This window comes from Pseudomonas sp. TE3895 (assembly GCF_056278855.1).
On the sequence record NZ_JBWBQE010000001.1, the window covers coordinates 4,615,881 to 4,642,309 of the forward strand.

General features: G+C 61.9%; 24 protein-coding genes. 19 read left to right on the forward strand and 5 right to left on the reverse strand.

Annotation, left to right across the window (positions count from 1 at the left end; genetic code table 11):
• The first annotated feature begins 1 nt into the window (after window position 1).
• From ACZ889_RS20935 to ACZ889_RS20980, 10 genes are all read left to right on the forward strand, one after another.
• Window positions 2-754: a transporter substrate-binding domain-containing protein gene (locus tag ACZ889_RS20935; protein WP_180689810.1), complete on the forward strand. Its 753-nt coding sequence runs from the start codon at window positions 2-4 to the stop codon at window positions 752-754.
• Between the two features lie 169 nt (window positions 755-923).
• Window positions 924-1,643: an ABC transporter permease gene (locus ACZ889_RS20940; protein WP_003247720.1), complete on the forward strand. Its 720-nt coding sequence runs from the start codon at window positions 924-926 to the stop codon at window positions 1,641-1,643.
• Entirely contained in the window at window positions 1,640-2,350 is a 711-nt protein-coding gene (locus ACZ889_RS20945) for an ABC transporter permease (protein ID WP_003247716.1), read from the forward strand. The genes ACZ889_RS20940 and ACZ889_RS20945 overlap by 4 nt, the downstream gene beginning before the upstream one ends.
• A 16-nt stretch (window positions 2,351-2,366) precedes the next feature.
• Window positions 2,367-3,611, forward strand: a complete 1,245-nt coding sequence (locus tag ACZ889_RS20950) for an NAD(P)/FAD-dependent oxidoreductase (RefSeq protein WP_121783654.1) — start codon at window positions 2,367-2,369, stop codon at window positions 3,609-3,611.
• Window positions 3,612-3,633: 22 nt separating this feature from the next.
• The gene (locus ACZ889_RS20955; RefSeq protein WP_003247711.1) at window positions 3,634-4,416 is read left to right on the forward strand and encodes an amino acid ABC transporter ATP-binding protein; all 783 of its coding nucleotides are present in this window, start codon (window positions 3,634-3,636) and stop codon (window positions 4,414-4,416) included.
• A gap of 466 nt (window positions 4,417-4,882) precedes the next feature.
• The gene (locus tag ACZ889_RS20960) at window positions 4,883-5,692 is read left to right on the forward strand and encodes a gamma-glutamyl-gamma-aminobutyrate hydrolase family protein (protein WP_004575279.1); all 810 of its coding nucleotides are present in this window, start codon (window positions 4,883-4,885) and stop codon (window positions 5,690-5,692) included.
• A gap of 565 nt (window positions 5,693-6,257) precedes the next feature.
• On the forward strand, window positions 6,258-7,169 hold the full coding sequence (gene kdgD / locus ACZ889_RS20965; RefSeq protein WP_447869462.1) for a 5-dehydro-4-deoxyglucarate dehydratase: 912 nt from the start codon (window positions 6,258-6,260) through the stop codon (window positions 7,167-7,169).
• 104 nt (window positions 7,170-7,273) lie between these two features.
• Window positions 7,274-8,638 (forward strand): MFS transporter, encoded by a 1,365-nt coding sequence (locus ACZ889_RS20970; RefSeq protein WP_003247701.1) that lies wholly within the window; start codon window positions 7,274-7,276, stop codon window positions 8,636-8,638.
• Between the two features lie 77 nt (window positions 8,639-8,715).
• Window positions 8,716-10,269, forward strand: coding sequence for a galactarate dehydratase (garD, locus tag ACZ889_RS20975; protein ID WP_104961472.1), 1,554 nt, complete (start codon window positions 8,716-8,718; stop codon window positions 10,267-10,269).
• A 58-nt stretch (window positions 10,270-10,327) separates the two neighbouring features.
• Window positions 10,328-11,908, forward strand: a complete 1,581-nt coding sequence (locus ACZ889_RS20980) for an aldehyde dehydrogenase (NADP(+)) (RefSeq protein WP_144000189.1) — start codon at window positions 10,328-10,330, stop codon at window positions 11,906-11,908.
• A 132-nt stretch (window positions 11,909-12,040) separates the two neighbouring features.
• Here ACZ889_RS20980 and ACZ889_RS20985 read toward each other — a convergent pair whose 3' ends face one another.
• Entirely contained in the window at window positions 12,041-12,790 is a 750-nt protein-coding gene (locus ACZ889_RS20985) for a FadR/GntR family transcriptional regulator (protein ID WP_003247694.1), read from the reverse strand.
• Window positions 12,791-12,988: 198 nt separating this feature from the next.
• Here ACZ889_RS20985 and ACZ889_RS20990 point away from each other — a divergent pair, with 198 nt between their 5' ends.
• The 3 genes from ACZ889_RS20990 to ACZ889_RS21000 all read left to right on the forward strand — a co-directional run bounded on the left by ACZ889_RS20990 (window position 12,989) and on the right by ACZ889_RS21000 (window position 15,113).
• Window positions 12,989-13,639, forward strand: a complete 651-nt coding sequence (locus ACZ889_RS20990; protein ID WP_180689808.1) for a DUF998 domain-containing protein — start codon at window positions 12,989-12,991, stop codon at window positions 13,637-13,639.
• Between the two features lie 74 nt (window positions 13,640-13,713).
• Window positions 13,714-14,043 carry a hypothetical protein gene (locus tag ACZ889_RS20995; RefSeq protein ID WP_180689807.1) on the forward strand — a complete coding sequence of 110 codons (330 nt, stop codon included), beginning with the start codon at window positions 13,714-13,716 and terminating at the stop codon, window positions 14,041-14,043.
• Between the two features lie 161 nt (window positions 14,044-14,204).
• A complete protein-coding gene (locus tag ACZ889_RS21000; protein ID WP_180690111.1) occupies window positions 14,205-15,113 on the forward strand; it encodes a LysR family transcriptional regulator in 909 nt (302 codons plus the stop codon).
• On the opposite strand, the gene ACZ889_RS21005 is transcribed toward ACZ889_RS21000, so the two are convergent.
• Window positions 15,114-15,632: a DMT family transporter gene (locus ACZ889_RS21005; RefSeq protein WP_180689806.1), complete on the reverse strand. Its 519-nt coding sequence runs from the start codon at window positions 15,630-15,632 to the stop codon at window positions 15,114-15,116. It abuts the gene before it with no gap.
• A gap of 176 nt (window positions 15,633-15,808) precedes the next feature.
• Between ACZ889_RS21005 and ACZ889_RS21010 the strand changes: the two genes are divergently transcribed.
• Complete coding sequence (locus ACZ889_RS21010; RefSeq protein ID WP_003247675.1) at window positions 15,809-16,573, forward strand: hypothetical protein; 765 nt, start codon at window positions 15,809-15,811, stop codon at window positions 16,571-16,573.
• Window positions 16,574-16,720: 147 nt separating this feature from the next.
• Here the strand turns inward: ACZ889_RS21010 and ACZ889_RS21015 are convergent, their stop codons facing one another.
• On the reverse strand, window positions 16,721-17,302 hold the full coding sequence (locus ACZ889_RS21015; protein ID WP_014861624.1) for a hypothetical protein: 582 nt from the start codon (window positions 17,300-17,302) through the stop codon (window positions 16,721-16,723).
• 215 nt (window positions 17,303-17,517) lie between these two features.
• On the opposite strand from ACZ889_RS21015, the gene ACZ889_RS21020 reads away from it, so the two are divergent.
• Complete coding sequence (locus tag ACZ889_RS21020) at window positions 17,518-19,650, forward strand: TonB-dependent receptor (RefSeq protein WP_401224005.1); 2,133 nt, start codon at window positions 17,518-17,520, stop codon at window positions 19,648-19,650.
• An 84-nt stretch (window positions 19,651-19,734) separates the two neighbouring features.
• On the opposite strand, the gene ACZ889_RS21025 is transcribed toward ACZ889_RS21020, so the two are convergent.
• Together ACZ889_RS21025 and ACZ889_RS21030 are read right to left on the reverse strand one after the other, a co-directional pair.
• Window positions 19,735-21,027 carry a PQQ-dependent sugar dehydrogenase gene (locus tag ACZ889_RS21025; protein WP_476257772.1) on the reverse strand — a complete coding sequence of 431 codons (1,293 nt, stop codon included), beginning with the start codon at window positions 21,025-21,027 and terminating at the stop codon, window positions 19,735-19,737.
• The gene (locus tag ACZ889_RS21030; RefSeq protein ID WP_476257773.1) at window positions 21,024-21,452 is read right to left on the reverse strand and encodes a DUF2231 domain-containing protein; all 429 of its coding nucleotides are present in this window, start codon (window positions 21,450-21,452) and stop codon (window positions 21,024-21,026) included. Before ACZ889_RS21030 ends, ACZ889_RS21025 begins: the two co-directional genes overlap by 4 nt.
• 164 nt (window positions 21,453-21,616) lie before the next feature.
• Here ACZ889_RS21030 and ACZ889_RS21035 point away from each other — a divergent pair, with 164 nt between their 5' ends.
• From ACZ889_RS21035 to ACZ889_RS21050, 4 genes are all read left to right on the forward strand, one after another.
• A complete protein-coding gene (locus tag ACZ889_RS21035) occupies window positions 21,617-21,901 on the forward strand; it encodes a hypothetical protein (RefSeq protein WP_003247660.1) in 285 nt (94 codons plus the stop codon).
• A gap of 332 nt (window positions 21,902-22,233) precedes the next feature.
• On the forward strand, window positions 22,234-25,227 hold the full coding sequence (locus ACZ889_RS21040; RefSeq protein WP_476257774.1) for a T6SS effector BTH_I2691 family protein: 2,994 nt from the start codon (window positions 22,234-22,236) through the stop codon (window positions 25,225-25,227).
• Entirely contained in the window at window positions 25,227-26,120 is an 894-nt protein-coding gene (locus tag ACZ889_RS21045) for a DUF6708 domain-containing protein (protein ID WP_476257775.1), read from the forward strand. The genes ACZ889_RS21040 and ACZ889_RS21045 overlap by 1 nt, the downstream gene beginning before the upstream one ends.
• The gene (locus ACZ889_RS21050) at window positions 26,117-26,374 is read left to right on the forward strand and encodes a PAAR domain-containing protein (RefSeq protein WP_476257776.1); all 258 of its coding nucleotides are present in this window, start codon (window positions 26,117-26,119) and stop codon (window positions 26,372-26,374) included. Before ACZ889_RS21045 ends, ACZ889_RS21050 begins: the two co-directional genes overlap by 4 nt.
• The last annotated feature ends 55 nt before the right edge of the window (window positions 26,375-26,429 follow it).

Sequence of the window (26,429 nt, forward strand, 5' to 3'; positions counted from 1 at the left end):
GATGAACAAGTCCATGGCCTTGCTGGGTGCGTGCGCCCTGCTGCTGGCGGGTGCCGCCAGCGCTGAAACCCTGCGGTTCGCCACCGAGGGTGCCTACCCGCCCTTCAACTATGTAGACGCCGATAACAAGCTACATGGCTTCGATGTCGACATCACCCATGCCCTGTGCGAACAGATGAAAGTCGAATGCACGCTGGTGGCGCAGGACTGGGAAGGCATCATCCCCGCCCTGATGGCGCGCAAGTATGACGCGATAGTGGCATCGATGATCGACACCGACGAGCGACGCAAGAAGATCGCCTTCACCGAGCACTACTACCGCACGCCCCTGACCGTGGCGGTTGCCAAGGACAGCAAGATCGACAGCGCCCAGACCGACTTTGTCGGCTACACCGTCGGTGCGCAGTCTTCCTCTACCCAGGCCATCTACGCCGAAGACGTGTACGGCAAGGCCGGTGCCGACGTGAAACTGTACCCGACCATGGACGAAGCCAACGCAGACCTGGCGGCCGGCCGCCTGGACGGCGTGATTGCCGACAAATTCCCGCTGCACGAGTGGATGAACAAGAACGGCGGGGATTGCTGCAAGATCCTTGGCGACGTGGCCGACACCAAGGCCGATGCCGCGATCGCTGTGCGCAAGGACGACGAAGCCCTGCGCCAGCGCCTGAATACCGCGCTGCAACAGATTGTGGCCAACGGCACCTACCAGAAGATCGCCAGCAAGTACTTTGCTTTCGATATCTACAACTGATCTTCAGGAAGTTGTGCGCCCCCCCTGTGGGAGCGGCCTTGCGTCGCGACAGGGCCGCGTAGCGGCCCCGGCAATCTCTGCAGTTGCATAAACCCTGGGCCGCTACGCAGCCCGTTCGCGACGCAAGGCCGCTCCCACAAGGCCGCATAACCTGCCCAAGAGGTTCGTCATGCTCGATCAATTGTCCTTGCTGTCTTTCGCCAGCGGAGGCTGGGGCCAGGCGTTGCTGGCCGGCGCGCTGGTTACCGTTTCCCTGGCCTTGGCCTGCCTGCCCATCGGCCTGCCACTGGGCCTGGTGGTCGCCCTGGCGGCGCGCTCACGCAAACGCCTGCCACGGGCCTGGGCCACCACTTTTTCCACCGTCTTCCGCGGCCTGCCCGAGCTGCTGACGTTGCTGATCATCTATTACGGCTGCCAGATCGCCGCGCAGAAGATCCTCGCCGCCATGGGCTACCAAGGTGAGTTCCTCATCAACACCTTCCTCGCCGCGATGATCGCCTTCAGCCTGGTGTTCGCCGCGTTTTCCAGCGAGATCTGGCTGGCCGCCTTCAAGACCCTGCCCAAGGGCCAGCTGGAAGCCTGCTCGGCGCTTGGGCTTAGCAAGCGCACCGGTTTCTTCAAGGTGTTGCTGCCACAACTGACCCGCATCGCCCTGCCCGGCTTGTCCAACAACTGGCTGTCGCTGCTCAAGGACACCTCGCTGGTGTCGACCATCTCGCTGGTCGACCTGATGCGCCAGACCAACCTGGCGGTCAGCGTAACCAAGGAGCCGATGTTCTTCTACGGCGTCGCCTGCCTGGGCTACCTGCTGTTCGCGGCACTGTCCGGGCGCGTGTTCGCCTACATCGAACGGCGCAGCAACCGCCACCTGCAAGGAGCACGCGCATGAGCTTCGATCAACTGCTGGCAATGGTGCTTGACCCCGACCTGCTGGAACGCTACGGCCCGCGCTTCATCGACGGCCTGCTGGTAACCGCCAAGCTGGTGGCGATTTCCTTCAGCCTGGGTGCTGTGCTCGGCCTTCTGCTGGCCCTTGCACGCCTGTCTCGCAGCCTGGTACTGCAGCGCATGGCAGCCGGCTACGTGTACTTCTTCCGCGGCTCGCCGCTGCTGGCGCAATTGTTCCTGCTGTATTACGGCCTGGGTTCGCTCAAGGGCTTCTGGCAGGACGTCGGCCTGTGGTGGTTCTTCCGGGATGCGTGGTTTTGCACCTTGCTGGCGTTCACCCTGAACACTGCCGCCTATCAGGCCGAGATCTTCCGCGGCAGCCTGATGGCGGTTGCGCCTGGCCAGCATGAAGCGGCGCGGGCGCTGAACCTGAAGCGCTCGACCACCTTCTTCAAGGTGATATTGCCGCAGTCGCTGCTGGTAGCCATTGGCCCGTTGGGCAACGAACTGATCCTGATGATCAAGGCCAGCGCGATCGCCTCGCTGGTGACGATCTACGACCTGATGGGCGTGACCAAACTGGCCTTCTCGCGCAGTTTCGACTTCCAGATCTACCTGTGGGCCGCCGTGCTCTACCTGGTGATCGTCGAACTGGTGCGGCGCCTGTTGAAACACCTGGAAGCCCGCCTGGGCCGCCACCTGAACTGACCGAAGGATACGTTTCATGCATTGCCAGACCCTTGTCCTCGGCGCCGGCATCGTCGGCGTCAGCACCGCGCTGCACCTGCAGGCACGCGGGCGCCAGGTAATTCTGATCGACCGCGACGAACCGGGCAGCGGCACCAGCCACGGTAACGCCGGGCTGATCGAGCGCTCCAGTGTCATCCCCTATGCCTTCCCGCGGCAACTGAGCGCACTGCTGCGCTACGGCCTGAACCGCCAGCCCGATGTGCGCTACAGCCTGGCGCACCTGCCCAAGGCCGCACCGTGGCTGTGGCGTTACTGGCGCCAGTCGGCACCCGGGCGCCTGGCCGGCGCCGCCGCCGATATGTTGCCGCTGGTGCAGCGCTGTGTCGACGAGCATGACGCGCTGATCGCTGCCGCCGGCCTGGAAGGCCTGGTGCAAGCCAAAGGCTGGATCGAAGTGTTCCGCGACCCCGCGCTGTTCGAGCAGGCAAAAACCGATGCCAAGGGCCTGAGCCGCTACGGCTTGCGGTTCGAAATCCTTGAATGCGGGCAGCTGCAGGCACGTGAACATCAGCTGGACGCCACCGTGGTCGGTGGCATCCACTGGCTCGACCCGAAAACCGTGAACAACCCCGGCGCGCTCACCCGTGGCTATGCGGCGCTGTTCCTGCAGCGCGGCGGGCAGTTCGTGCATGGCGATGCGCGCAGCCTGCGCCAGGCCAATGGCCAATGGCGGGTAGAGAGCCAGCGTGGCCCGATCACTGCCGACGAGGTGGTGGCCTGCCTTGGGCCACAGTCAGCCGACCTGTTCAGCGGCCTGGGCTACCAGATCCCGCTGGCAATCAAGCGGGGCTACCACATGCACTACAGCACCCGTGACGGCGCTCAGCTGGAGCACTCGATCTGCGACACCCAAGGCGGCTATGTACTGGCGCCGATGGCGCGCGGCGTGCGCCTGACCACCGGCATCGAGTTCGACGCAGCCAGTGCGCCTGGCAATCAGATTCAGCTGGGCCGCTGCGAGGCCTTGGCGCGCAAGCTGTTCCCGGCCCTCGGCGAACGTCTGGACGACACGCCATGGCTGGGCCGCCGCCCCTGCCTGCCCGACATGCGCCCGGTGATCGGGCCGGCGCCGCGCCACCCAGGGCTGTGGTTCAACTTCGGCCATGCCCATCACGGCCTCACGCTGGGGCCGGTCTGCGGCCGGCTGCTGGCCGAGCTGCTCACTGGCGAGCCCCCCTTCACCGACCCCGCGCCTTACAGCGCGACCCGTTTCGACTGAACCCACGCGGGAGAACAACAAGATGACCGCACCACTGAGCCTTGCCACCCTTGCCCCCGAACCCGACCCGCGTTCGGTGCTGATACGCATCGAAGGCCTGAACAAGCACTATGGCGCGTTCCACGTGCTGCGTGACATCGACCTGCAGGTGCGCGAAGGCGAACGCATCGTGCTGTGCGGGCCGTCCGGCTCGGGCAAGTCGACCCTGATCCGTTGCATCAACCGCCTGGAAGTCGCCCAGCAGGGCAGCATCCAGGTGGACGGCATCGACCTGGCGGCCACCACGCGCGAGGCTGCACAGGTACGCAGCGACATCGGCATGGTGTTCCAGCACTTCAACCTGTTCCCGCACATGAGCGTGCTCGACAACTGCCTGCTGGCCCCCACCAGCGTGCGCGGGCTGTCACGCAAGGACGCCGAGGAGCGGGCACGCATGTACCTGAGCAAGGTCGGCATCGAAAGCCAGGCGCACAAGTACCCCAGCCAGCTGTCCGGCGGCCAGCAGCAGCGCGTGGCAATCGCCCGGGCGCTGTGCATGAAGCCGCGGATCATGCTGTTCGACGAGCCCACTTCGGCGCTGGACCCGGAAATGGTCGCCGAGGTGCTGGATGTGCTGGTGCAGTTGGCTGGCACGGGCATGACCATGCTGTGCGTCACCCATGAAATGGGCTTTGCCCGGCAGGTAGCCGAGCGGGTGCTGTTCCTTGAGGGTGGGCAGATCATCGAGGACAGCCCGCCGCAGGTGTTCTTCAACCAGCCGCGCACCGAGCGGGCCAAGGCGTTCCTGGCGCAGATCCTGCACTGATTGAAGACCTGTCACTGGACTTTGTGGGAGCGGCCTTGCGTCGCGAGAGGGCTGCGCAGCAGCCCCGGCAATCTATGCACAGTGCTGAAATCCGAGGGGCCGCTTTGCGGCCCTTTCGCAACACAAGGCCGCTCCACATGGACCAAGGTGACTTCAAGCGACCTAATCATTGCGCCGCTGCAATGACCCAACTGCATCGTTAAATATTATTGACCGCAGACCCTGCCAAACCCACGCCGCCACAGGCCCGCATCGGTTTCAGCCCCCAGAAAACGGCGTATCCCCCGCGTTAAAGCCCGCTTCCGTCGTTTGACATATCGAACGGCTCTGGCAAGCTATCTACAAGCCCCGACCGGAATCGTCGCCTCTGACGAGCCGGCAGTGCTCGGGGCTACAGGCAGCACCCAAGGCCCCGCGCCGTGCGCCTGCACAACAACGACAGGTCGAACCTGTCCCAAGGTGACATATGTCCAACAGCAACATTGGCAACAAGCAACCTTCCCTGCGCAAACCCGTCGTCCTGATGACCATGGGCAGCCAAGAGCGCAAAGGCCATGACTACCAGGTCATGACCCACAAATACATTACCCCGCTGGTCGAGTTCTCCGATTGCGTCCCGGTGTTGGTGCCTACCTGCTGCGGCACTGACGACCTCGAGACCTACCTGGACATGGCCGACGGCGTTTACCTGACTGGCGCTGGCAGCAACATCGACCCGGCCCTGTATGGCCAGGAAAACCAGACCCCAGGCAAAGGCCAGGACCAGAACCGCGACCTGTTCGACATTCCGCTGGTCAAGGCGGCGATCAAGCGTGGCCTGCCCATTTTCGGCATCTGCCGCGGCATGCAAGAAATCAACGTGGCCCTGGGTGGCGACATTTACCAGAAGGTGTATGCCGAACCTGGGTTCAATGACCACCGGGAAAACCCGGAAGACCCGGTCGAAGTGCAGTACGCCCAGGTGCATGGGGTGAAGATCCAGCCGGGCAGCTGGCTGCACGACACCCTGGGTACCGACGAGATTCGCGTCAACTCGCTGCATGGCCAAGGCCTGCACAAGCTCGGTGCCGGTATTGAAGCGATCGCCCGTGCCGAAGATGGCCTGGTCGAAGCGATTCATGCGCCAAGCATTTCGCCGTTCTTGTTCGCGGTGCAGTGGCACCCTGAATGGCAGGCGGCGAAGAACCCTGACTCGATAAAGATCTTCCAGGCTTTCGGCGATGCTTGCCGGGCCCAGGTACGCAAGGCGCAAATCAAGCGCCAGCACGCGGCCTGACCTTCAGTTTCCTCTGCTTTGATCGCGGGGCGGCGCAAGGCCGCCCCCGTTTCCCCGGTCACCCTCTGCTGGTCCCAGAACACTTCCCGTGGAATCGGGCGGCGGGCTTGTGCCTGTCTCCGCGATCGTTTTTTCCTTTCCCTTAAGAGATACGATGACTGCCATGTGTTTGTCGTCGTACCTGCTGCGCCTGTGAAATCGAGCGCCGCCCGCGCGGCGCTTCGCGGGTAAACCCGCTCCTACGGTTGTTTCGGGCCAGTTATGCCTGTGGCATTTGCGCGCGAACGCCTTGGCGCATGCCTCGATATCGCGTCGTACAAACAAGGCGGTCGCGCGCGTCTGGCACAGGCGATACTGGCCCGAAACAAACGTAGGAGCGGGTTTACCCGCGAAGCGCCGCGCGGGCGGCCGCTCGATCTGCGCCACAACACACCTATCCAGACGGCCACCCTGGCGAGAACACAAAACTCTGAAAAAGGACTAGTCATCGCACAAGTTGTACGATAACTTACCTCCAACGCAAAACAACACCCCCTCACCCAAGCGCCACAGGATGCCAACAACAATGAATCCACAAGAACTTAAATCCATCCTCTCCCACGGCCTGCTGTCTTTCCCGGTCACCGACTTCAATGCCCAGGGCGACTTCAACCCGGCTGGCTACATCAAGCGCCTTGAGTGGCTGGCCCCCTACGGCGCCAGCGCGCTGTTCGCCGCTGGCGGTACCGGTGAATTCTTCTCCCTGGCCGCCAGCGAATACAGCCAGGTGATCAAGACCGCGGTCGACACCTGCGCCACTTCGGTGCCGATCCTCGCCGGTGTCGGTGGCTCTACCCGTCAGGCCATCGAATACGCGCAAGAAGCCGAGCGCCTGGGTGCCAAGGGCCTGCTGTTGCTGCCGCACTACCTGACCGAAGCCAGCCAGGACGGCGTCGCCGCCCACGTCGAAGCGGTGTGCAAATCGGTAACCATCGGTGTGGTGGTGTACAACCGCAACGTCTGCCGCCTGAACGCCGACCTGCTGGAAAAACTGGCCGAGCGCTGCCCGAACCTGATCGGCTACAAGGACGGCCTGGGTGATATCGAACTGATGGTGTCGATCCGTCGTCGCCTGGGCGAGCGCTTCAGCTACCTGGGTGGCCTGCCGACCGCCGAAGTGTATGCTGCCGCCTACAAAGCCCTGGGCGTACCGGTTTACTCCTCCGCGGTGTTCAACTTCGTGCCGAAAACCGCCATGGACTTCTACAACGCCATCGCCCGTGACGACCACGCCGCCGTGGCCAAGCTGATCGACGATTTCTTCCTGCCCTACCTGGACATCCGCAACCGCAAGGCCGGCTACGCCGTGAGCATCGTCAAGGCCGGCGCCAGAATTGCCGGTTACGACGCTGGCCCGGTGCGCACTCCGCTGACCGACCTCACCGCCGAAGAGTACGAAATGCTCGCCGCGCTGATGGACAAGATGGGCCCGCAGTAAGCGCTGCCCGCGGCCTGCCAGATGCCGCACCCGGAGTGGGCCTACCCCACTCCGGTTACAATTCGTGAGCCCGCACAAAAATAACTAGTGGGAGTTTTGCCAGCATGCAAGCGACTAAGAAAACGCATGTGCGCTACCTGATCCTGTTCATGCTGTTTCTGGTGACCACGATCAACTATGCCGACCGCGCTACCATTGCTATCGCAGGCTCCAGCCTGCAGAAAGACCTCGGCATTGACGCCGTAACCCTCGGTTATATCTTTTCCGCCTTCGGATGGGCTTACGTGGCTGGCCAGATTCCTGGTGGCTGGCTGCTCGATCGCTTCGGTTCCAAGAACGTCTACGCCTTCAGCATCTTCACCTGGTCGCTGTTCACCCTGCTGCAGGGTTTTGTCGGTGGCCTGCCGGTTGCCTGGGCCGTGGTCACCCTCTTCACCCTGCGCTTCCTGGTCGGTTTCGCCGAAGCCCCGTCATTCCCGGGTAACGCGCGCATCGTCGCCGCATGGTTCCCGACCCAGGAACGCGGCACGGCGTCGGCCATCTTCAACTCGGCGCAGTATTTCGCCACTGCACTGTTCGCCCCGATCATGGGCTGGATCGTGTTCAGCTTCGGCTGGGAGCACGTCTTCGTGGTCATGGGTGTGCTGGGCATCATCTTCTCGATGGTGTGGCTGAAGACCATCTACAATCCGCGCCAACACCCGCGCATCAGCCAAAGCGAACTCGAGCACATCGAGCAGAACGGCGGCCTGGTCGACATGGACCAGAAGCGCGGCAGCGACGGCCCGAAATGGGGTTACATCAAGCAGTTGCTGACCAGCCGCATGCTGCTGGGCGTATACCTGGGCCAGTACTGCATCAACGCCATCACCTACTTCTTCCTCACCTGGTTCCCGGTGTACCTGGTGCAGGAACGTGGCATGACCATTCTCAAGGCCGGCTTCATCGCCTCGCTGCCGGCGGTGTGTGGTTTTATCGGCGGCGTCCTGGGTGGTGTGATCTCCGACTGGCTGCTGCGCCGCGGCAACTCGCTGACCTTCTCGCGCAAACTGCCGATCGTCTGTGGCCTGCTGCTGTCCACCACCATGGTGTTCTGCAACTACGTCGATGCCGAGTGGATGGTGGTTGGCTTCATGACGCTGGCGTTTTTCGGCAAGGGCATCGGCGCGCTGGGCTGGGCGGTGGTGGCGGACACTTCACCCAAGCAGATCGCCGGGCTGTCCGGTGGCCTGTTCAACACCTTCGGCAACATCGCGTCGATCACCACCCCTATCGTGATCGGCTACATCATCAGCGCGACCGGCTCGTTCAAGTGGGCGCTTGTGTACGTGGGTGCCAACGCGCTGGTAGCGGTATTCAGCTATCTGGTTATCGTCGGCCCCATCAAGCGTATCGAATTGCGTGATGCTGCCCCGAAGCCACACGCTGAGCCTGCCACCGACGGCGAACTGGCCAGCTCCCGTCACTGAAAAAACACGCCCGCGCCGGGTCACCCGGCATGGGCGGATGTACAAAAGCCTGAGAACCTGACAAGTAGGGCCCAAACATGCAGTTGATCGAACATTCCGACTCGCCCCGCTACGTCCGCCTGCACGACGACGACAACGTCGTGGTCGTTGTCAACGACGGCGGCTTGGGCGAAGGCGCCCGCTTCGCCGACGGCCTGACCCTGATCGAAGGCGTGCCGCAAAGCCACAAGGTGGCCACCGTATCCATCGCCAAGGGCGAGCCCGTGCGCCGCTACGGGCAAATCATCGGCTACGCGCTGGAAGACCTGCGCCAAGGTAGCTGGGTTCAGGAAAGCCAGCTGGCCATGCCGGCCGCCCCGGAACTGGACAGCCTGCCGCGCTGCGATGCAGTGCCACAACCGCTGCCGCCGCTGGAGGGCTTCACTTTCGAGGGCTATCGCAACGCCGACGGCACTGTCGGCACCCGCAATATCCTCGGCATCACCACCACCGTGCAGTGCGTGACCGGCGTGCTGGAACATGCAGTCAAGCGCATTCGCAACGAACTACTGCCCAAATACCCCAACGTCGATGACGTGGTAGCCATTACCCACAGCTACGGCTGCGGTGTGGCAATCAACGCCCGCGACGCTTACATCCCGATCCGCACCGTGCGCAACCTGGCGCGCAACCCCAACCTTGGCGGCGAGGCACTGGTGATCAGCCTGGGCTGTGAAAAACTGCAAGCCAGCCAGGTGATGCACGACAACGACCCCTCGGTGGACCTCAGCGACCCATGGCTGTACCGCCTGCAAGATGCCAGCCTTGGCTTTGTTGAAATGATCGAGCAGATCATGGACCTGGCCGAAACCCGCCTGAAGAAGCTCGACCAGCGCCGCCGCGAAACGGTCCCGGCCAGCGAACTGATCCTCGGTATGCAATGCGGTGGCAGCGACGCCTTCTCGGGCATCACCGCCAACCCGGCACTGGGCTATGCCGCCGACCTGCTGGTCCGCGCTGGCGCCACCGTGCTGTTCTCTGAAGTGACCGAGGTGCGCGACGCGATCTACATGCTGACCTCGCGCGCGGAAAACCAGGACGTTGCCGACGCGCTGGTGCGCGAAATGGACTGGTACGACCGTTACCTGCAGCAAGGCGCCGCCGACCGCAGCGCCAACACCACACCGGGCAACAAGAAAGGCGGGCTGTCGAACATCGTCGAGAAATCGCTGGGTTCGATCGTCAAGTCGGGCAGCGGCGCTATCCAGGGTGTGCTCGGCCCAGGCGAACGGGTCAACCGCAAAGGCCTGATTTTCTGCGCCACCCCAGCCAGCGACTTTGTCTGCGGCACCTTGCAGCTGGCAGCCGGCATGAACCTGCACGTCTTTACTACCGGCCGCGGCACCCCGTATGGCCTGGCCATGGCACCGGTGGTCAAAGTGTGCACCCGCAGCGAACTGGCCCAGCGCTGGCCCGACCTGATCGACATCGACGCCGGTCGCATCGCCAGTGGTCGCTCGACCATCGAGGAGCTGGGCTGGGAGCTGTTCCATTACTACCTGGACGTGGCCAGCGGCCGCAAGCAGACCTGGGCCGAACAACACCGGTTGCACAACGACATCACCCTGTTCAACCCGGCGCCCATTACCTGATGCCGCAGCCTTGACCACGCATTCACACACGCCACTCTCAATCCCACAGGAGCACCCCATGCCTGAAATCCTCGGCCATAACTTCATCGCCGGTCAGCGCAGTGCCGCTGGCCCTCAGCGCCTGCAGAGCCTGGACGCCAGCACTGGCGAAGCCCTGCCCTACAGCTTTGCCCAGGCCACCGAAGCCGAAGTGGACCAGGCCGCCAAGGCCGCTGCCGCTGCCTTCGCCGAGTTCCGCCAACTGACTCCGGCACGTCGGGCCGAGTTCCTCGACGCCATCGCCGCTGAACTCGACGAACTGGATGACGCCTTCGTCGCCATCGTCTGCCGCGAAACTGCACTGCCCGCCGCCCGTATCCAGGGCGAGCGCGGCCGCACCAGCGGGCAGATGCGCCTGTTCGCCCAAGTGCTGCGCCGCGGCGACTTTCTCGGCGCACGCATCGACCTGGCACTGCCCGAGCGCCAGCCGCTGCCACGCGTAGACCTGCGCCAGATGCGCATCGGCGTAGGCCCGGTCGCCGTGTTCGGGGCCAGCAACTTCCCGCTGGCCTTCTCCACCGCCGGTGGTGATACCGCCGCTGCCCTCGCCGCGGGCTGCCCGGTGGTATTCAAGGCGCACAGCGGCCACATGGCCACGGCCGACCTGGTCGGCTGCGCCATCGTGCGCGCCGCTGAGCGTACCGGCATGCCCAAGGGCGTGTTCAACATGGTATTTGGTGGCGGCGTGGGCGAGTGGCTGGTCAAGCACCCCGCCATCCAGGCGGTTGGCTTCACCGGCTCGCTCAAAGGCGGCGATGCCCTTTGCCGCATGGCCGCTGAGCGCCCGCAGCCAATCCCGGTATTTGCCGAGATGTCGAGCATCAACCCGGTCATCATCCTGCCGGGCGCCCTGGCCAAGCGTGGCGAGGCCATTGCCCGCGAGTTGGCGGGGTCCGTGTGCATGGGCGCCGGGCAGTTCTGCACCAACCCTGGGTTGGTGATTGGCCTGCAGTCACCACAGTACAGCCAGCTGCTCGCCGACCTTGGCCAGTACCTGGACCAGCAAGCCGGGCAAACCATGCTCAACGCTGGCGGCCTGCGCAGCTACGTTGGCGGCCTTGAACACCTGCATGCCCATGCCGGTATCGAGCATGTGGCCGGCCAGGCGCAGGAAGGCAACCAGGCACGCGCTCAGCTGTTCAAGGCCGATGCACGCCTGCTGGTCGAGTCCGACCCGCTGTTGCAGGAAGAAGTGTTTGGGCCCACCACCGTGGCTGTAGAGGTGCAGGACCACGACCAACTACGCGACGCGCTGCTCGGCCTGCGCGGCCAGCTGACCGCGACGCTGATCGGCGAGGCGGAAGACTTCGATGCCTTCGCCTGGCTGGTGCCGCTGCTGGAGGAGAAAGTCGGGCGAATCCTGGTCAATGGCTACCCGACCGGTGTCGAAGTCTGTGATGCCATGGTGCACGGCGGCCCGTACCCGGCGACCTCCGATGCGCGTGGCACCTCGGTCGGCACGTTGGCCATCGACCGCTTCCTGCGCCCGGTGTGCTACCAGAACTACCCGCAGACACTGCTGCCTGAGGCACTGCGCGACGGCAACCCGCTGGGGCTGCGGCGGTTGGTGAACGGGCAGTGGAGTGACGGGGCGATCTGACCGGTGCAAGCAACAAGAAAGCCCTGCGCACGGCGGGGCTTTTCTTTTTGACTGTACCGGCCTCTTCGCGGGCAAGCCCGCTCCTACAGGGCTATCTTGCCCGCGAAGAGGCCAGTACAGGCAGCAAAGGCTTCAGGTCCCTTGCGCTTCCGCCGCCTCATGCGCCTGGCGCAAGCGCTCGCGGCTGTTGCTCAGGTGCATGCGCATGGCCATCTTCGCCCCTTCGCTGTCACGCCGGGCAATCGCCTCATAGATCGCCTCGTGCTCATGCATCAGGCGACTCATGTAATGCGCCTGATCATCATGGGCCAGGCGCGCCGAATTCAGCCGGGTGCGCGGAATGATGCTGGTACCCAGGTGGTTGATGATGTCGGCGAAGTAGTGGTTGCCGCTGGCCTGGGCAATGCGCAGGTGGAACTGGAAGTCCGCCGACACCGCATCGGTGGCGTGGGCCGCCCCCTCGTTGAGTTCGTCCAGCGCCGCCCGCATACCGGCCAGGGCTTCGTCGCTTCGCCGCTGGGCAGCCAGCCCGGCCGACTCGATCTCCAGGGCAATGCGCAACTCCAGCACCGCCAGCACTTCGCGCAGGGTGACCACGGTGGCCGGGTCGATACGGAAACCGCCCGTAGCCGGCGCATCCAGCACGAAGGTGCCGATGCCGTGGCGGGTCTCAACCTGCCCGGCGGCCTGCAACCGCGAGATCGCCTCACGCACCACCGTGCGGCTGACGCCCTCCTCGGCCATGATCTGCGATTCGGTCGGCAGCTTGTCGCCGCGCTTGAGCTGGCCGCTGCGAATGCGTTCGGTCAGCACCGTGACCAGTTCCTGGGCCAGACTGCGCGGCTTGCGCCGGGTCCTTGCCTGTACCTGCTGCTCTGTCATTGCCCTGTATTTCACCTTGAAAGACAGCGCTCATCATAGCGCAAGCGGTTGTACGATCACATACACCCCGTGCGGTATTTATTGCCATCTTTGCAGTCCCTGGCCCCTGAAAAAACGCGCAGAATTCCTGGCCCATGACCTGCGCAAGCCTGTACTGTACGCCTTCACGCTCACTGTTCCATGGAAGGAATCTGCAGTATGAAAACCCTCGACCGCCTTTTGCTCGGCAGTGGCCTGCTGATCCCCCTCTGGCTGCTGGTGGGGGTATGGCTCACCGCTCAGGCCTACCCTGGCTATGATCACCTGCAACAGGCCATGAGCCAGCTTGGCGCGGCCGGTTCGCCAACCCACAGCTGGTCGCCACGGGTCAACAATTTCCCTCTGGCCCTGCTGTTTGCCCTGTTTGCCTGGGGCCTGGTGCGGCGCTGGCGCAGCTCGAAGCTGGCGCTGCTGAGTGCGGGCCTGGTGTTGCTGCATGGCATGGGCAGTTTGGGCACCGGCTGGTTCCCTTGCGACCAGGGCTGTGCACCGGCACAGCCATCTACCTCGCAGCAACTGCATAACCTGTTTGGTCTGCTGATGTTCCTCTCGCTGACCTTGGCCAGCGCACTATGGGCATGGCTAGGCAACCGCATTGCCTGCTCCCCCGCCCTGGCGCTGTTTTCCCTGGCTTGCGTGGTGTTGGCGATCATCACCGTCGCGTTGATGGGCCAGGCGGCGCAGAGTGGCCAGCTGTTCGGCCTGTATCAACGCCTTAACTATGGTGTTTCGGTGCTCTGGGTTGCCAGCCTGGCCTGGACAAGCCTGCAGAAGCCGAAGGCCAGTCCCCTGCGCATGGCTGTGCCCTGACGGCAAATTGCTGGCCCACGGCTGCGGAAAGCGAAGGCAAACTCCGTTCTCTTTCAGATGCTTAGGACAGCAACATGCGAGTACTTCTAGCAACGATGGCCGGCTGCCTGCTGGCCACCTTCGCTTTCGGCGCCCAAGCCAGGGCACTGAGCCAGAACGATCGCCACACCTGCGGCTGGGGCGCGCAGATAGCCGCCGAGGCCCAACAGGCCAAGCTTTCCGGGGTGACCTTGTATGCCACGCGCAAGAAGCTGCAGGTACGCAAATTCCCCAAGCCATGGATGCGCATGACTGCCTTCGGCATTACCGAGCAGACGTACAACAGCCGCTCGCGGCTCAAGCCTGAAGCGATAAAGCGGACTTACTTTGAACAGTGTGTTCAGCATGCGACTGCAAGAAGATAATTCTTTTTTATCAGTAAATTACAGATCAAACATAAAGCCATTTAGTAGAATCCATGTACTGCGAAAAAGCCTCTATCGCCAGCAGTTTGTAAGCGCGTGCAAGACTCAAGCATTTGTTAAGCTGATTCAAGTCGCCAGAAATGACCAAGGCCATTCACCCGATGGATGAACTGCGCAAGATTGACCTCAACCTGCTGCTCGCCCTGCACGCCCTGCTCAGCGAAAGGCACGTGACCCGTGCAGCCTTGCGCCTGCACCGCAGTCAACCGGCGGTCAGCCACGCCTTGGCGCAGTTGCGCAAACACTTCGACGACCCTTTGCTGGTACGCCAAGGTGGCGGCATGGCCCTTACCGCCCGCGCCCAATCGCTGGCAAAACCGTTACAGGATGCACTGAGCAATCTCGACAGCCTGCTGGCCACCCCACTGTTCGAACCTGCCAGGGCCCAGCGCCGGTTCCGGCTGTCGCTGTCCGACTACGCTTCGCGCATCATCCTGCCGCACCTGTTGCGCCACCTGCGCCAAGTCGCGCCCGGGGTGGACCTGGCCATCAGCCAGGCCAGCCGTGAAACCATGTTGGCGCAGTTGCTCGATGGCGAGCTGGATCTGGCCCTGGGCCTGTTCCCCGAACTGCCTCAGGACATCACCGCCCAGCCCCTGTTTGCCGATCGCTTCATCAGCGTTGCCGATCGCCAGGTCCTGCCTGCCAGTGGCGGTATGGCCCTGGAAGACTGGTTGGCACGCCCACATGTATTGATGGCCATGCGCCCGGATGCTTTCGATGAAATCGAGCGCGCACTGGCCGCCCGGGGCCTGCAACGCCGTATCGCCCTGGCCTTGCCGCACTGGAGTGCGGCAGTCGAAGTGCTGGCCGGCACCGACCTGATCCTGACGGTGGCCAGCCGCGCTGTGGGGTCGTTGCGCCAGCACAGGACACTGCGCCAGTTCACGCCGCCACTGGCCATCCCCTCGTTCGACTATCAGCAAGCCTGGCACAAGCGCAAGGACAGTGACCCCGGGCACCGCTGGCTGCGCGAAACCGTATGGGCCTGCAGCCAACCAGCGCGCTGATCAGTTTTCTTGCGCCTTCACAGCTGCCGTGGGGTGGGCCGGTGACGCCGTTGCCCAAGTGCCCTGTACCAGCAGCACTCCGCACAGGATCAGCACCACGCCGGCCACCCTGGCCAGACTGAGCGGCTTGCCACCCAGCCCCATCACCCCGTAGTGGTCGGCAAGCACTGCCGTGATGATCTGCCCCGCCACCACCAGTACCAGGAACCCTGCTGCGCCAAGTTTAGGGGTGAGTGCTGCGGCGCCGGCTACATACATTGCCCCCAGCACGCCACCAATCCACAACCACCAGGGCCCCTGCAGGGCCTTGCCCATGTCTGGCGCCGGTGCCCGAATAATCAGCAGCGCAGCGATCACCACCAGCATGCTCACCGTCAACGATGTGAAAGCCCCCCACAGCCAGTGCCCAAGTGCCCGGCCTGCCGCAGCATTACCTGCGGCCTGAAACGGCAACACCGCACCGGCAAGCAACGCCATGGCCACAGGAAGCGCCAGCAGAAGCATTGATTTACTGAACATGGCAGTCCTCATCCAAGGTATCGATGGCCACCATGATGCTGCATGCCCCAGCACTGATAGAAATCAAAATCCTGCACTTGAACTATTCGTACCCTGCATGGTGAAACATCCCTTCCGGCCGGCGTGCGCATGGCCGGCAATCGACTGCACCGTGCCACTGCCATGGAGCCTTAGCCATGAGCGACGACCGAAAGTCCCTGATCGACCTTGGCCAACTGCCAACCCGCAACCTGGCCGAATGCCTGGCGGTGGATCAAGCCGCCTTGGTCAACGCCTTGACAGGCCAACTGCCAGCAGCATTGGTTGAGCACCTCGCTGCCAGTGCGGACCAGGCCCAGGCACTGGGCCTGTCAAAAAAAGTGGCGGACATTGGCCTGGCGCTGGGCAAGTGGCTGGAGCAAGCCGCCGAGTCGTTGCGCCAGCACGTGTTCGAGCAATGCTGCACGCACCCGTCCGATACCGTGCGCAGTTGGGCAGCGTTCGCCCAGGCGTACCTGTCACGCTCGCAGCCTGCGGAAGATGCCCTGCTGGCGCAGTTTCGCTTCGCCCGCGATGAGCACTTCGGCGTGCGTGAATGGGCATGGATTGCCCTGCGCCCGCGCCTGGCCCAGCACCTTGAAGCGGCCCTGGCGCTACTCGGCCGCCATACCGGCGATGCAGACCCGCTGGTACGTCGGTTCTGCATCGAGATCCTGCGCCCGCGCGGCGTTTGGTGCGAGCACATTGCCACGCTCAAGCAACAACCAGAAGTGGCCGAGCCGTTGCTGGTACCGCTGCTGGCCGAAGCTGAGAAATACGCCCAGGACTCAGTCGCCAATTGGCTCAACGATGCCAGCAAGACCCGCCCCGACTGGGTACTTCAGCTGTTTCAGCGCCATCCCCCGGCTTGCAAGGCCTCACAGCGCATCCAGACCCGGGCTACCCGAAGCCTGCGGCAGTGACACACCACAAGTCGACTACCCCTAACGTGCAGAGCCCCAGGCCTTGATCGAAGCCGCCGGCTACTGAGGCCCGCTCCCCGGCACCAGCCTGCCCGGACCGCAAACGGCCGATCGTAGGCGAGTAACCGAGGTCAGCAACGGCTGAGGTCAGCGCGAGGTTTCGACGCGCAGTACTTCGGTGTAGATCGCGTCAACCGTCTGGCCAACCTTGAGGTTCTTCATGCGTTTCTGCAGGTCTGGATTCTCGACCTTGACCACCTGAAGCTTGCCCTCCGGTGGCAACAAGCTCACCTCATGCGTGTTGAGGTCGATCTTCTTGATCTGAGAGGTAACCTTGACCTGGCGGAACGCCTCGCCGCCCGGGTTAGGGTTTTGCTCGGTTGCACGAATGGTACCGGACTCTTCAGTCGCTTTCGGCGCCCCACCCACTTCCGGATTGAGCACATAGGCCACGGCGCGTGTCACGTAGATGTCGACTTGGTCACCGACTTTCAGGTTGGGCAGCGCTTTGGCCTTTTCGGTCAGCTGGAACGTCACATCCTTCTTCTCGTCAGGGCCTTTCACCGTGACTTGTCGGGTGGCCAGGTCGATAGCCGTTACCTGTGTGGTGACATGGCTTTCCAGCGCCTCGCTCCCGATGGGGATACCGGCAGCCTGTACCGTGAAGCTGGCAGCAGAGGCCAGCGTGGCAAGGGCTACAGCACGAGCGAGAGTACGAATGGGGTTCATAGGCGTGCTTCCCTGTGATCAAGTCCGAATAGGCGCGTGAAAGGCTCACGCGCTAACAAGCATAGCCATTACCGGCCGCCTTGCCGGCCCTCCCGGTTGGCGACACATTTCGTCGCAGGGATCACTGTTATAGCTAATACGAATTCTTTACACTTGCTTTACATTTGCAAATCATTACTATTCGTGACCCCGATAACAACAAAGAGTCGCCTGTAATGGCAAAAAGGTCTGTTGCCCCAGCATCCATATCCATGCTGGGCCTGCTCGTTGTGCCTGCTGTCCACGCTGCCGCCCAAACCGATACACAAAGTAGCCTCGCCCTGCCCGCCACCGCCGTCACCAGCGTCTATGAGCAGCAAAGCTACAAGGCCGGTGAAAGCCGCAGCGCCATGAAGATCGACGCGCCGCTGCGCGATATCCCGCAAACCGTCAACGTCGTTCCCGAAAGCGTGATCAAAGACCAAGGCGCACAGTCCATGGAAGACGTGCTGAAGAACGTGCCCGGCATCGGCCTGTCCAACGGCGACGGCCAACGCGATCAGGTGACCATCCGTGGCTTCAGCGCCATTGGCGACATGTACATAGACGGCGTGCGTGACGACGCCCTGTACTTCCGCGACCTGTCCAACATCGAGCGTGTCGAGGTGATCAAGGGCCCGGCCGCGGTGCTGTATGGCCGTGGTTCCTCGGGCGGGCTGATCAACAGCATCAGCAAAAAACCAAGCTTCACGCCCAAGCGTGAAGTCGGCATGAACGTCGACAGCGAAGGCAAACGCCGAACCCAGTTCGACACCGGCTGGGCCGACCCGCAAAGCAACCAGGCCTACCGCGTGACCGGTGCCTTCGAAGACAGCGACACCTTCCGCGATGATGGCTACATCGACCGCAAGGCCATCGCACCGTCGGCCTACTTCCGTCTCTCGGACGACCTGGAACTGAACCTGGGCGCCACCTACCTGTACGACAAGCGCCTGATCGACTTCGGCATCCCGGCCCTGGGCAACCGCCCGGTGGACGTGGACCGCGACAAGCGCTTTGGCTCTGGCGATGCGGACCAGGATTACGCCCGCAGCGAGGTGTTCTCGCTTACAGCCAGCCTGGACTACCGCATCAACGACAACTTCACCCTGACCAACACCAGCCGTTACTACCGCTACGACCTGGACCGCAACAACACCTTGGCCGACAGCAGCCCGACGCGCTTCGTCACCGCGCCCGACGGTGAACTGCTGATCAAGCTCAACCGCGGCAACGTCGCCCGCGATGAGTACGGTGTGTTCAACCAGACGGAGCTCAAGCAACAAGCGCAACTGGCCGGCATGCAGCACAACCTGTTGTACGGCGTGGAAGCAGGCTTTCAGGACAAGTACCAGCGCGTGCTGAGCCAGACCAACGTGGCCCAGGTACCGGTGTACCGTGATGCCTTGGTGCCGGTACCGGAACATGCCGCCAACCTGTCGTCCAAGGGCACCAACTTCCAGCAGACCACCGGTCTGTACGTGCAGGACATGATCGAGCTGAACGCGCACTGGAAGGCATTGGTCGGTGTGCGTTATGACATCTTTGGCCAGGAGTACGACGACGACCGCGTGCAAAACATCGACCTGGATCGTACCGACAAGACCTGGAGCCCGCGTGCGGGTCTGGTCTACCAGCCAGACGCCATCCAGTCCTACTACGTGTCGGTCAGCCGCAGCTATCAGCCTTCGGGCGAAGTGTTCGCGGTGAGCCCGAGCAACCAGCACCTGGAGCCGGAAGAAACCACCAACTATGAAATCGGCGCCAAATGGGACCTGCTCGACAGCCGCCTGTCACTGACCGCCGCAGTGTTCCGCCTTGAGCGCACCAACATGAAGACTGCCGACCCGGCCAACCCCAACCTGACCGTATTGGCTGGCGAACAGCGTACCGATGGCTTTGAAGCCACCGTCAGCGGGCATCTCACCGACAAGTGGCAGATCTATGCCGGTTACGCTTACCTGGACGCCGAAATCACCAAGTCCAACAGCAAGACCAATGGCGTGGCGAACGAAGGCCAGACCCCTACCCTGACGCCGCGCAACAGCGCCAACGTCTGGCTGGTACGTACCCTGACACCAGAGTGGCGTGTGGCCGCCGGAGCCAACTACGTCGACGAACGCTACACAGCGCTCGACAATGTGGTGGTGATGCCAGGCTATACCACCTTCGACGCCGCGCTGCTGTACAGCGTGCCGCAGTGGGATGCCGCGCTGCGCCTGAAGAACGTGTTCGACCGTGACTACTATGCCTCGGCACATGGCTCGGTCGACCTGATCACCCCAGGGGCACCGCGCACACTGGAAGCCAGCTTCAACTACCGCTTCTGACCCACGCGCAATGCCTGTCAGTCAGCAATTGGGCCGCTCTGCGGCCCATCGCCAGCAAGCTTTGACGATGTGTTCAGATAGCATTCAGCGATTACGCGTCACCCGCCACACCGTATTCGCCAGGTCATCGGCAATGATCAACGCCCCACGCGGGTCCACCGTCACCCCAACCGGTCGCCCACGGGTCTTGCCATCCTCACCGCGAAAGCCCGTGGCGAAGTCGATCGGCTCCCCAGCAGGCTTGCCATTGCTGAACGGCACGAAAATCACCTTGTACCCCACCGGGTTGGGCCGGTTCCAGCTGCCGTGCTCGCCCACGAATACACCGTCGGCAAAGCGCTCGCCCATTGCCGGGGTCGAGAAATCCACACCCAGTGCAGCCACATGCGAACCCAGGCTGTAATCCGGCTTGATCGCCGCCGCCACCTTGTCCGGGTTCTGTGGCCGCACCCGCTCATCCACATGCTGCCCCCAGTAGCTGTAAGGCCAACCATAGAAGCCCCCTTCACGTACCGAAGTGAGGTAGTCCGGCACCAGGTCGGGGCCCAGCTCATCCCGCTCGTTGACCACCGTCCACAACTGCCCGGTCTGCGGCTGGATGGTCAATGCTGTCGGGTTACGCAAGCCGGTGGCATAGGGCCGGTGTGCGCCGGTCTCGGCATCGACCTGCCAGACCATGGCCCGATCGATCTCCACCTCCAGGCCGCGCTCGGTGATATTGCTGTTCGAGCCGATACCCACATACAAGAAGCGGCCATCCGGGCTGATGGTCAGCGCCTTGGTCCAATGGTGGTTGATTTCGGCCGGCAGGTCGGTGACCTTGGTTGGCGAGCCGTCGGCCTGGGTCTGGCCTTCCTTGTAGTCAAAGCGCACCAGCGCATCCTGGTTGGCTACATACAGCTTGCCGTTGGCATAGGCCAGGCCGTACGGTGCGTTGAGGTTATCCGCAAACACGGCCTGTACCTCGTAGTTGCCATCGCCATCAGCATCGCGCAGCAAGGTCAGGCGGTTGCCACCCTTGACCTGGGTATTGCCCTTGGCCTTGATCTGGCTGGCGATTACATCCTTGGGCTTGAGCTTGGCCGCGCTGCCTCCCCGGCCCTCAGCCACCAGAATGTCGCCATTGGGCAGCACCAGGCTCTGGCGCGGGATTTTCAGGCCGGTGGCAATGGCGGTGACACTGAAGCCCTCCGGCACGGTCGGTTTCAGTTCGCCCCAGGCAGCCGGTTGCGCAATCTTCATGCTCGGCAGCAAGCCGCGCTGAGGCTCCGGCAGCTTCGGGTCCGGGCCATGGGCCTGGGTCGGCTCGCCGTCGCCACCACAGGCACTCAGCAATAGCGCCACGCCCAACAGGCTAAATGCATGCAAAGGCTTCATGCCACACCTCCTGAACGCAGGTTGCTCAAACCGGTCCAGGCGGACACCACCGCGAGCACTGTCACGATGACCGACAACACCAACCCAGAAGGCATCACCGCCCAGGCGTCCTTGGCATGCTCAAAGGCATTGATCAGCCCAAGCCCCCAAGTCACCAGCAGCAGCACGAAGTACAGCGTAGCGCGCCCGCCCTTGCGCTCGGCGCGGATCAGGTTGGCCAGCGCGAACAACAGAGCCAGCCCACAGAACACCAAGGCACCGGCGATCAGCCAGGCGGCGAAGTTGCTCCACTGAATCTGGTAGCTGTTGTAGTAGGCGATATCGCTCAGCAGCGCGCCAAGGAACAACGGTACACTGCCCGCCAGCAGCAAGGCATGCAGCGGGCTGGGCGTACAGCGGTAAAGGGTTTGATCAGGTGCGGTCACGGTGCCTCCTTTTCATTCAGTGACCCAGGGCTGATGGTCTTGCGCCATCAGGTAAGCGCGGGGTGCGCTTAGCAAAGGAGCCCCTTGACGCCCTGATAGTTCACCGCTTCGCTGTAATGAAATATCCTGCAAGGCATTTGCTGCCAAGCGCAGAAGGGGAATACATGAGCAGACCAAACGCGTACTGGGCCCTGGCCACCCTGCTCGGCCTCAGCCTGGCTCTCGCCGGCTGCTCCAGCAACGCCAGCAAGGCACGCTACGCCACGCCTGCAGTGGGCTCCAACTGCTTTGCCAAGGCCGTCCCCACTACCGGGGAAGGCGGCCTGGCCTGGGGCAATACATTGAGCATTGCGCGACAGAAATCCCTGAATAACTGCGTGCGTTATGCCAGCCGCTCGGGAGGCACGCCCAGGACTTGCCAGGTAGTGATGGCCAAGTGCAAAAACTGAACATATAACAATCTCAAAGTACGAAACTTCCTACAAAAACACTGCAACTTTTCACACGATATTGCGCAAACACAATACATATACATTCAAATAAAATCTTACACTTTCAGCCTCGACCCAAAAGCAGCGATCGAGGCATTGTCTTTCACTTGAATTCCAGATACTTGATCGCCCGCGCATCTTAGCAAGTAAGTAGGAAACTTCTTACAGCATAGAGTCGGGCCTGAAATCCAGCACAGTATGAATAACGGCATTTCAGTCTTGTCAGTACTGAAAGTTGCCGCAGTGCGTCTCTGGTTCGAAAAGACTGTCTCTCTGAGCAAGGAGCTCGCATGACCAATGCCTCCGTCAGCAGCGCCACCTCCGGCCCTGCCTGCAGCGCACGCGTGCCCATCCTACCGGTGCGCTACGCCATCGTACCCCGCACCGGCGACGCCCCCGCCTGCCGCTATGCCGATGCAGGCTTCAACCTGGAACAAGGCTTCGCCCCGCTGCAGCACTCGGCCTACACCCTCCGCGCTGTGCGCCCAGGCTATGTCTACGTGTTCATGAAAGGCCCTCAGGGCGAAAAGCTGGTCATTCATGAGCACGTCGGCGCGGGCCTCTACAAGGAGCTGCGCTACCAAGGGCTGGAGGACTACCACCGCCGTGAGCGCTACCTGTCCGGCCAGAGCACCGGCTGGGTGTGGGCCGACACCTGCCAGGACACCGCCAAGGAAGTGTGGATCGGCTACAGCCCGCACCTGTGGACCAACGCCATCACCGCCCGTATCACCGGTTCGGCAGCCCTGCGCAAACGGCACATGCGCCAGCTGGACATGGCTGAGCTGGTGAGCGGCAACCCGGCGCCGTCCACCCAGACCCATGTGTTGCCAGTCAGTGCCCTGCAAACCTGGGTCGAAGACTTCAAGCCAACCGAGCGGCGCATGCCGCTGACCTGGAGCAGCGACCCGGTCACCGAAACCTTGCCCATCGGCAACCTCAATGCCATCGCCCGCCACTACCCCTGGACCCAGCCGAAAGTGCCAGTGGTGGTGGCGCTCGCCGACGCCGAAGGCATGGCCCTGGACCTGAGCCTGTCGGTCTCGGCCTACCAGCATCAACTGCGTGACCTGATGCCGGCCGAGCAACTGGAGCACACGAAACCCGCCCAACCTCCCGAGCAGGAGCGCGTGCCGGCATGCTACCGGCTGGATGCCGAACAGCTCAGCCCGCAGAGCCGGGACTTTCACCATCGCAACCTGGTCGCCATGCTGCTGAACAAGACGCTGGAAAGCCTGTACCCGGCGGATGCACCTTCACCGGAACTGGCCGCGTTCAGGCTGGGCACGTCACGCCGGGGGCCTGCCCTGTCGCCGGCCGAGTCCCATTTCCAGGCCCTCACCCATGAAGATTACTCCCCCAATGGCGCGCGCCTGGCACAGCGCCTCGATGTCGACAAATACCGGCGCTTCCTCGCCGAACGCGACGCGCTGGAACGGCGGATTGCTGCCCTGCGCAACCTGGCCTTGCAAGCCAGCAACGATCACGACGCCTGGCTGGCGACGGCCGAATCCCAACACATTGATAATCCCTACAGCCTGGCTGCGGCACTGGCCTGTTACGACCGCGACGAACGCACCTCCGCCCGCGGTCTGGAAATCTCACTGGCGTTGCTGATTCACCCGATGGGCCAGCCGACACCCGGCACCGAAGATCATGACCGGCGTTTCAAACGCCTGGAGCAATGGCTGGACCAGCACGACAGCCCGCTTTACACCGCCTTGGCGCCGTTCAACCCATTCAAGGATAAAGCCGATTCGATCGGCTCCATGTTCGGCGCCAGCGACAACGTGATCGAAGGACTGGCCGGTCGCTTCCCGGCCATGGCGGACATCACCGACCTCACCGCCCAGTCGGTCAATGCCGTGGTGCTCAAGCGCCTGCGTGGCCAGACCCGTTGGGATGCCAGCCATGGCCTGCGCCAGCAAGTGTTGCTGGCAGCGCGTGAGGCCAATGCCGAGAAAGCGCTGGGGTTGCTGGCGGCGCGCTATCGAATCACCGAGCAGGCCATTACGGAAAATCCATTTAGCCAGGAGGTGCAGCGGTATTTGAAGAACGGCATGGCGCAGGTTGAAGAGATGAAAGCGTTGCGCATATCAGGAAGCCGCACGGTGTCCATCGAGCTGACCACCACTGCGCGCGTGAAACCCAACTTCCTTGGGTTGCTCACTTCCGGCGGTGGTGGCGGTTTAAACGCGGGGATGCTTTGGTTCAACATCTTATCGCTCAAGACGGCCTACAACAGCCTGCAGAAGAGCGATGCACCGGAATATACCCTGGGGTTCGCTTCATCTGTTTTCGGGGTGATCGGGGCAGCGGCGGCGACATTGGTCAGCGTGCGGGCAACGCATAAGGCCGTCATGCTGAGATTAAGTGCCACAGCGCCGGGCATGGCCTTTGGTAACGGTCTAACCAAGCTCCTAGGAAGCAATTTGTTCGCAAGGTTGTCCGGCTACCCGGCTATTTTCCTAGGATTCGCCTCTGACTATAAAAAATCCCAAAGGCAGAAGATGCACGGCAATACTGCCGCTTCTGATTTAACTTTCTATGGCGGGGGCGCGGTCGCAATAGGCTCTGTCTTGGTATTAGAAGGTGGATTAGCTATTGCAGGCGCCACAACACTTATCCCTTTTGCAGGGTGGACTGCAGCTGCAGTAGTCCTATTAGGTGCTGCGATCATAGCTGGAGGCATCTACCTCCATGCGAAAGCCACCGAACACCTTCACAACCCTATAGAGCTATGGGCCAGTCGAAGTGTTTTTGGGAACCGTCTCAATGACGGCGAAAGCCGACCAGAAATAATTTTAGATGCCGACAAGAAACTTCCAACCTTCGTCAACATTAAAGACGAAATCAACGCTTGGCATCAGGTATTTTACTCACCTTCGCTGCTTTCAAAAAAAGAAACAAAACTTTTTGATCTAGGGCATCTGGACAGCAAATGGACTGACTTAAACACATGGACTACTCCGAACTGGACTGCCATCACACACAATCAAGTTTCTAGCATCCCCCCCACTGCTGAATTTACAGTCCTCCTACGGGGATTTCTATTGGGCCAGAGCGAATGGCAAGCCAGCCTTAGTAGCCAACTCGAGAACAATGGCATATCTGTATTCCCAGCCACACCAGACTGCTATGAAATTAGGGGCGGACTGATACTCCACTTCAAGAATCAAATTCCAAACCACCGCCATATTAAACTGAACATCAAATATCTGCCAAATCTAGGCTTAGATGAACAAGCAGGTTCCTCCCAGATTTTCAAACTTGGGGAACGATAATGGCCATTTCATGGATTTTTACACCCTCGGCACGCTCTCAGTTCACTCCACATATCTCAAGCCAACTATCAACCATAAATAAACATCACTTATCCCTCGTGAACCCATGGGTATCCGACTCCGTATTCATGGGAAAACTATATACCGCCATGACATTAGGGTTAGCAGCCTATATCTACCCGGACATCATAGATGCGGATTTTAGAAAGTCGGCACTAGCGGACCTTCACTCACTCGCACAATACATTGTTGCACCACTAATATTTACACCATTCATCGCCTACAGGATATTCTTCATAAAAAATCTGTCAAACATCTACCTCAATCGCGCAACTGGAAAAATCCTATATCAACGCAACAAAAAACTTATCTTATTCGATTGGGCCAATATCAAAGGAGGGGTATTTAAGCGCACAGAGTTCGGTGGTTCATCCTTCAGCACTAGCTATGCACTTGCCTTTGCCCCGCCTAGGAAGGACGGTAGCCTCCACAAAAAAGACTGCCTCTGGGTCGACAGTAACGAACCCACCGAACCCGGCGTCAAGCATGTGGCCGAAGTGTGGGAATACCTCCGCCACTTCATGGACCACGGCCCGGACAAACTTCCCCCGCCCGGTGAACCCAACTGGTGGCACAAGCCACTGCACGCCATCTGCCTGACCCCGGCAGAAGCCTGGCGCCACTATGCCCCCTGGCGAACCGGCGAGCCCGGTGAAATGCAGGGCAAAAAGAACTGGCAATTGCCGTTCTGGGCCGTGCTGTTTCCCTACAACCTCTCCGTCGCCCTCTGCTGGTATGGCATCTGCCGCCTGTTCAACGTCCGAGCAGCGCCACCGCCACCAGCGGCCTTCGAAGAAGCCCCCGTTCAACCCGGCAAAAGGAAGCGCAAATGAAACCCATCGTACTGGTAGGCCATCGTCATAGCTGCCCGCTCCATGGCGAAGGCACTGTGGAAACCGGCGCAAATGCAACATTTGTGGATGGCAAGGCCGTCGCTCGTGTGGGCGATCGCATCAGTTGTGGCGCCGTTATCGAAACCGGCGCTGCTTGCACGATCATCGAGGGCCAGCCCGCAGCAAGGGAGGGTGACACTACCAGTCATGGAGGGACCTTGATCGAGGGGGACCAGGGTTGGCTCATTGATTGAAATCCACTATCGGCCACCGAGCCGGATGCTGAAGCCTGTCAGTCAACAGGTTTGG

What these genes read in the sequence shown, in the direction of transcription:
- ACZ889_RS20955 (WP_003247711.1), top strand. Translation starts at nt 3,634, where the DNA reads ATGACCGCACCACTGAGCCTTGCCACCCTTGCCCCCGAACCCGACCCG.
- ACZ889_RS21005 (WP_180689806.1), bottom strand. Translation starts at nt 15,632, where the DNA reads ATGTTCAGTAAATCAATGCTTCTGCTGGCGCTTCCTGTGGCCATGGCG.
- ACZ889_RS20980 (WP_144000189.1), top strand. Translation starts at nt 10,328, where the DNA reads ATGCCTGAAATCCTCGGCCATAACTTCATCGCCGGTCAGCGCAGTGCC.
- ACZ889_RS21045 (WP_476257775.1), top strand. Translation starts at nt 25,227, where the DNA reads ATGGCCATTTCATGGATTTTTACACCCTCGGCACGCTCTCAGTTCACT.
- garD (WP_104961472.1), top strand. Translation starts at nt 8,716, where the DNA reads ATGCAGTTGATCGAACATTCCGACTCGCCCCGCTACGTCCGCCTGCAC.
- ACZ889_RS20950 (WP_121783654.1), top strand. Translation starts at nt 2,367, where the DNA reads ATGCATTGCCAGACCCTTGTCCTCGGCGCCGGCATCGTCGGCGTCAGC.
- ACZ889_RS20995 (WP_180689807.1), top strand. Translation starts at nt 13,714, where the DNA reads ATGCGAGTACTTCTAGCAACGATGGCCGGCTGCCTGCTGGCCACCTTC.
- ACZ889_RS21000 (WP_180690111.1), top strand. Translation starts at nt 14,205, where the DNA reads ATGGATGAACTGCGCAAGATTGACCTCAACCTGCTGCTCGCCCTGCAC.
- ACZ889_RS20985 (WP_003247694.1), bottom strand. Translation starts at nt 12,790, where the DNA reads ATGACAGAGCAGCAGGTACAGGCAAGGACCCGGCGCAAGCCGCGCAGT.
- ACZ889_RS20960 (WP_004575279.1), top strand. Translation starts at nt 4,883, where the DNA reads ATGTCCAACAGCAACATTGGCAACAAGCAACCTTCCCTGCGCAAACCC.
- ACZ889_RS21010 (WP_003247675.1), top strand. Translation starts at nt 15,809, where the DNA reads ATGAGCGACGACCGAAAGTCCCTGATCGACCTTGGCCAACTGCCAACC.
- ACZ889_RS21020 (WP_401224005.1), top strand. Translation starts at nt 17,518, where the DNA reads ATGGCAAAAAGGTCTGTTGCCCCAGCATCCATATCCATGCTGGGCCTG.
- ACZ889_RS20935 (WP_180689810.1), top strand. Translation starts at nt 2, where the DNA reads ATGAACAAGTCCATGGCCTTGCTGGGTGCGTGCGCCCTGCTGCTGGCG.
- ACZ889_RS21050 (WP_476257776.1), top strand. Translation starts at nt 26,117, where the DNA reads ATGAAACCCATCGTACTGGTAGGCCATCGTCATAGCTGCCCGCTCCAT.
- ACZ889_RS21025 (WP_476257772.1), bottom strand. Translation starts at nt 21,027, where the DNA reads ATGAAGCCTTTGCATGCATTTAGCCTGTTGGGCGTGGCGCTATTGCTG.
- kdgD (WP_447869462.1), top strand. Translation starts at nt 6,258, where the DNA reads ATGAATCCACAAGAACTTAAATCCATCCTCTCCCACGGCCTGCTGTCT.
- ACZ889_RS20940 (WP_003247720.1), top strand. Translation starts at nt 924, where the DNA reads ATGCTCGATCAATTGTCCTTGCTGTCTTTCGCCAGCGGAGGCTGGGGC.
- ACZ889_RS21015 (WP_014861624.1), bottom strand. Translation starts at nt 17,302, where the DNA reads ATGAACCCCATTCGTACTCTCGCTCGTGCTGTAGCCCTTGCCACGCTG.
- ACZ889_RS20990 (WP_180689808.1), top strand. Translation starts at nt 12,989, where the DNA reads ATGAAAACCCTCGACCGCCTTTTGCTCGGCAGTGGCCTGCTGATCCCC.
- ACZ889_RS21040 (WP_476257774.1), top strand. Translation starts at nt 22,234, where the DNA reads ATGACCAATGCCTCCGTCAGCAGCGCCACCTCCGGCCCTGCCTGCAGC.
- ACZ889_RS20945 (WP_003247716.1), top strand. Translation starts at nt 1,640, where the DNA reads ATGAGCTTCGATCAACTGCTGGCAATGGTGCTTGACCCCGACCTGCTG.
- ACZ889_RS20970 (WP_003247701.1), top strand. Translation starts at nt 7,274, where the DNA reads ATGCAAGCGACTAAGAAAACGCATGTGCGCTACCTGATCCTGTTCATG.
- ACZ889_RS21035 (WP_003247660.1), top strand. Translation starts at nt 21,617, where the DNA reads ATGAGCAGACCAAACGCGTACTGGGCCCTGGCCACCCTGCTCGGCCTC.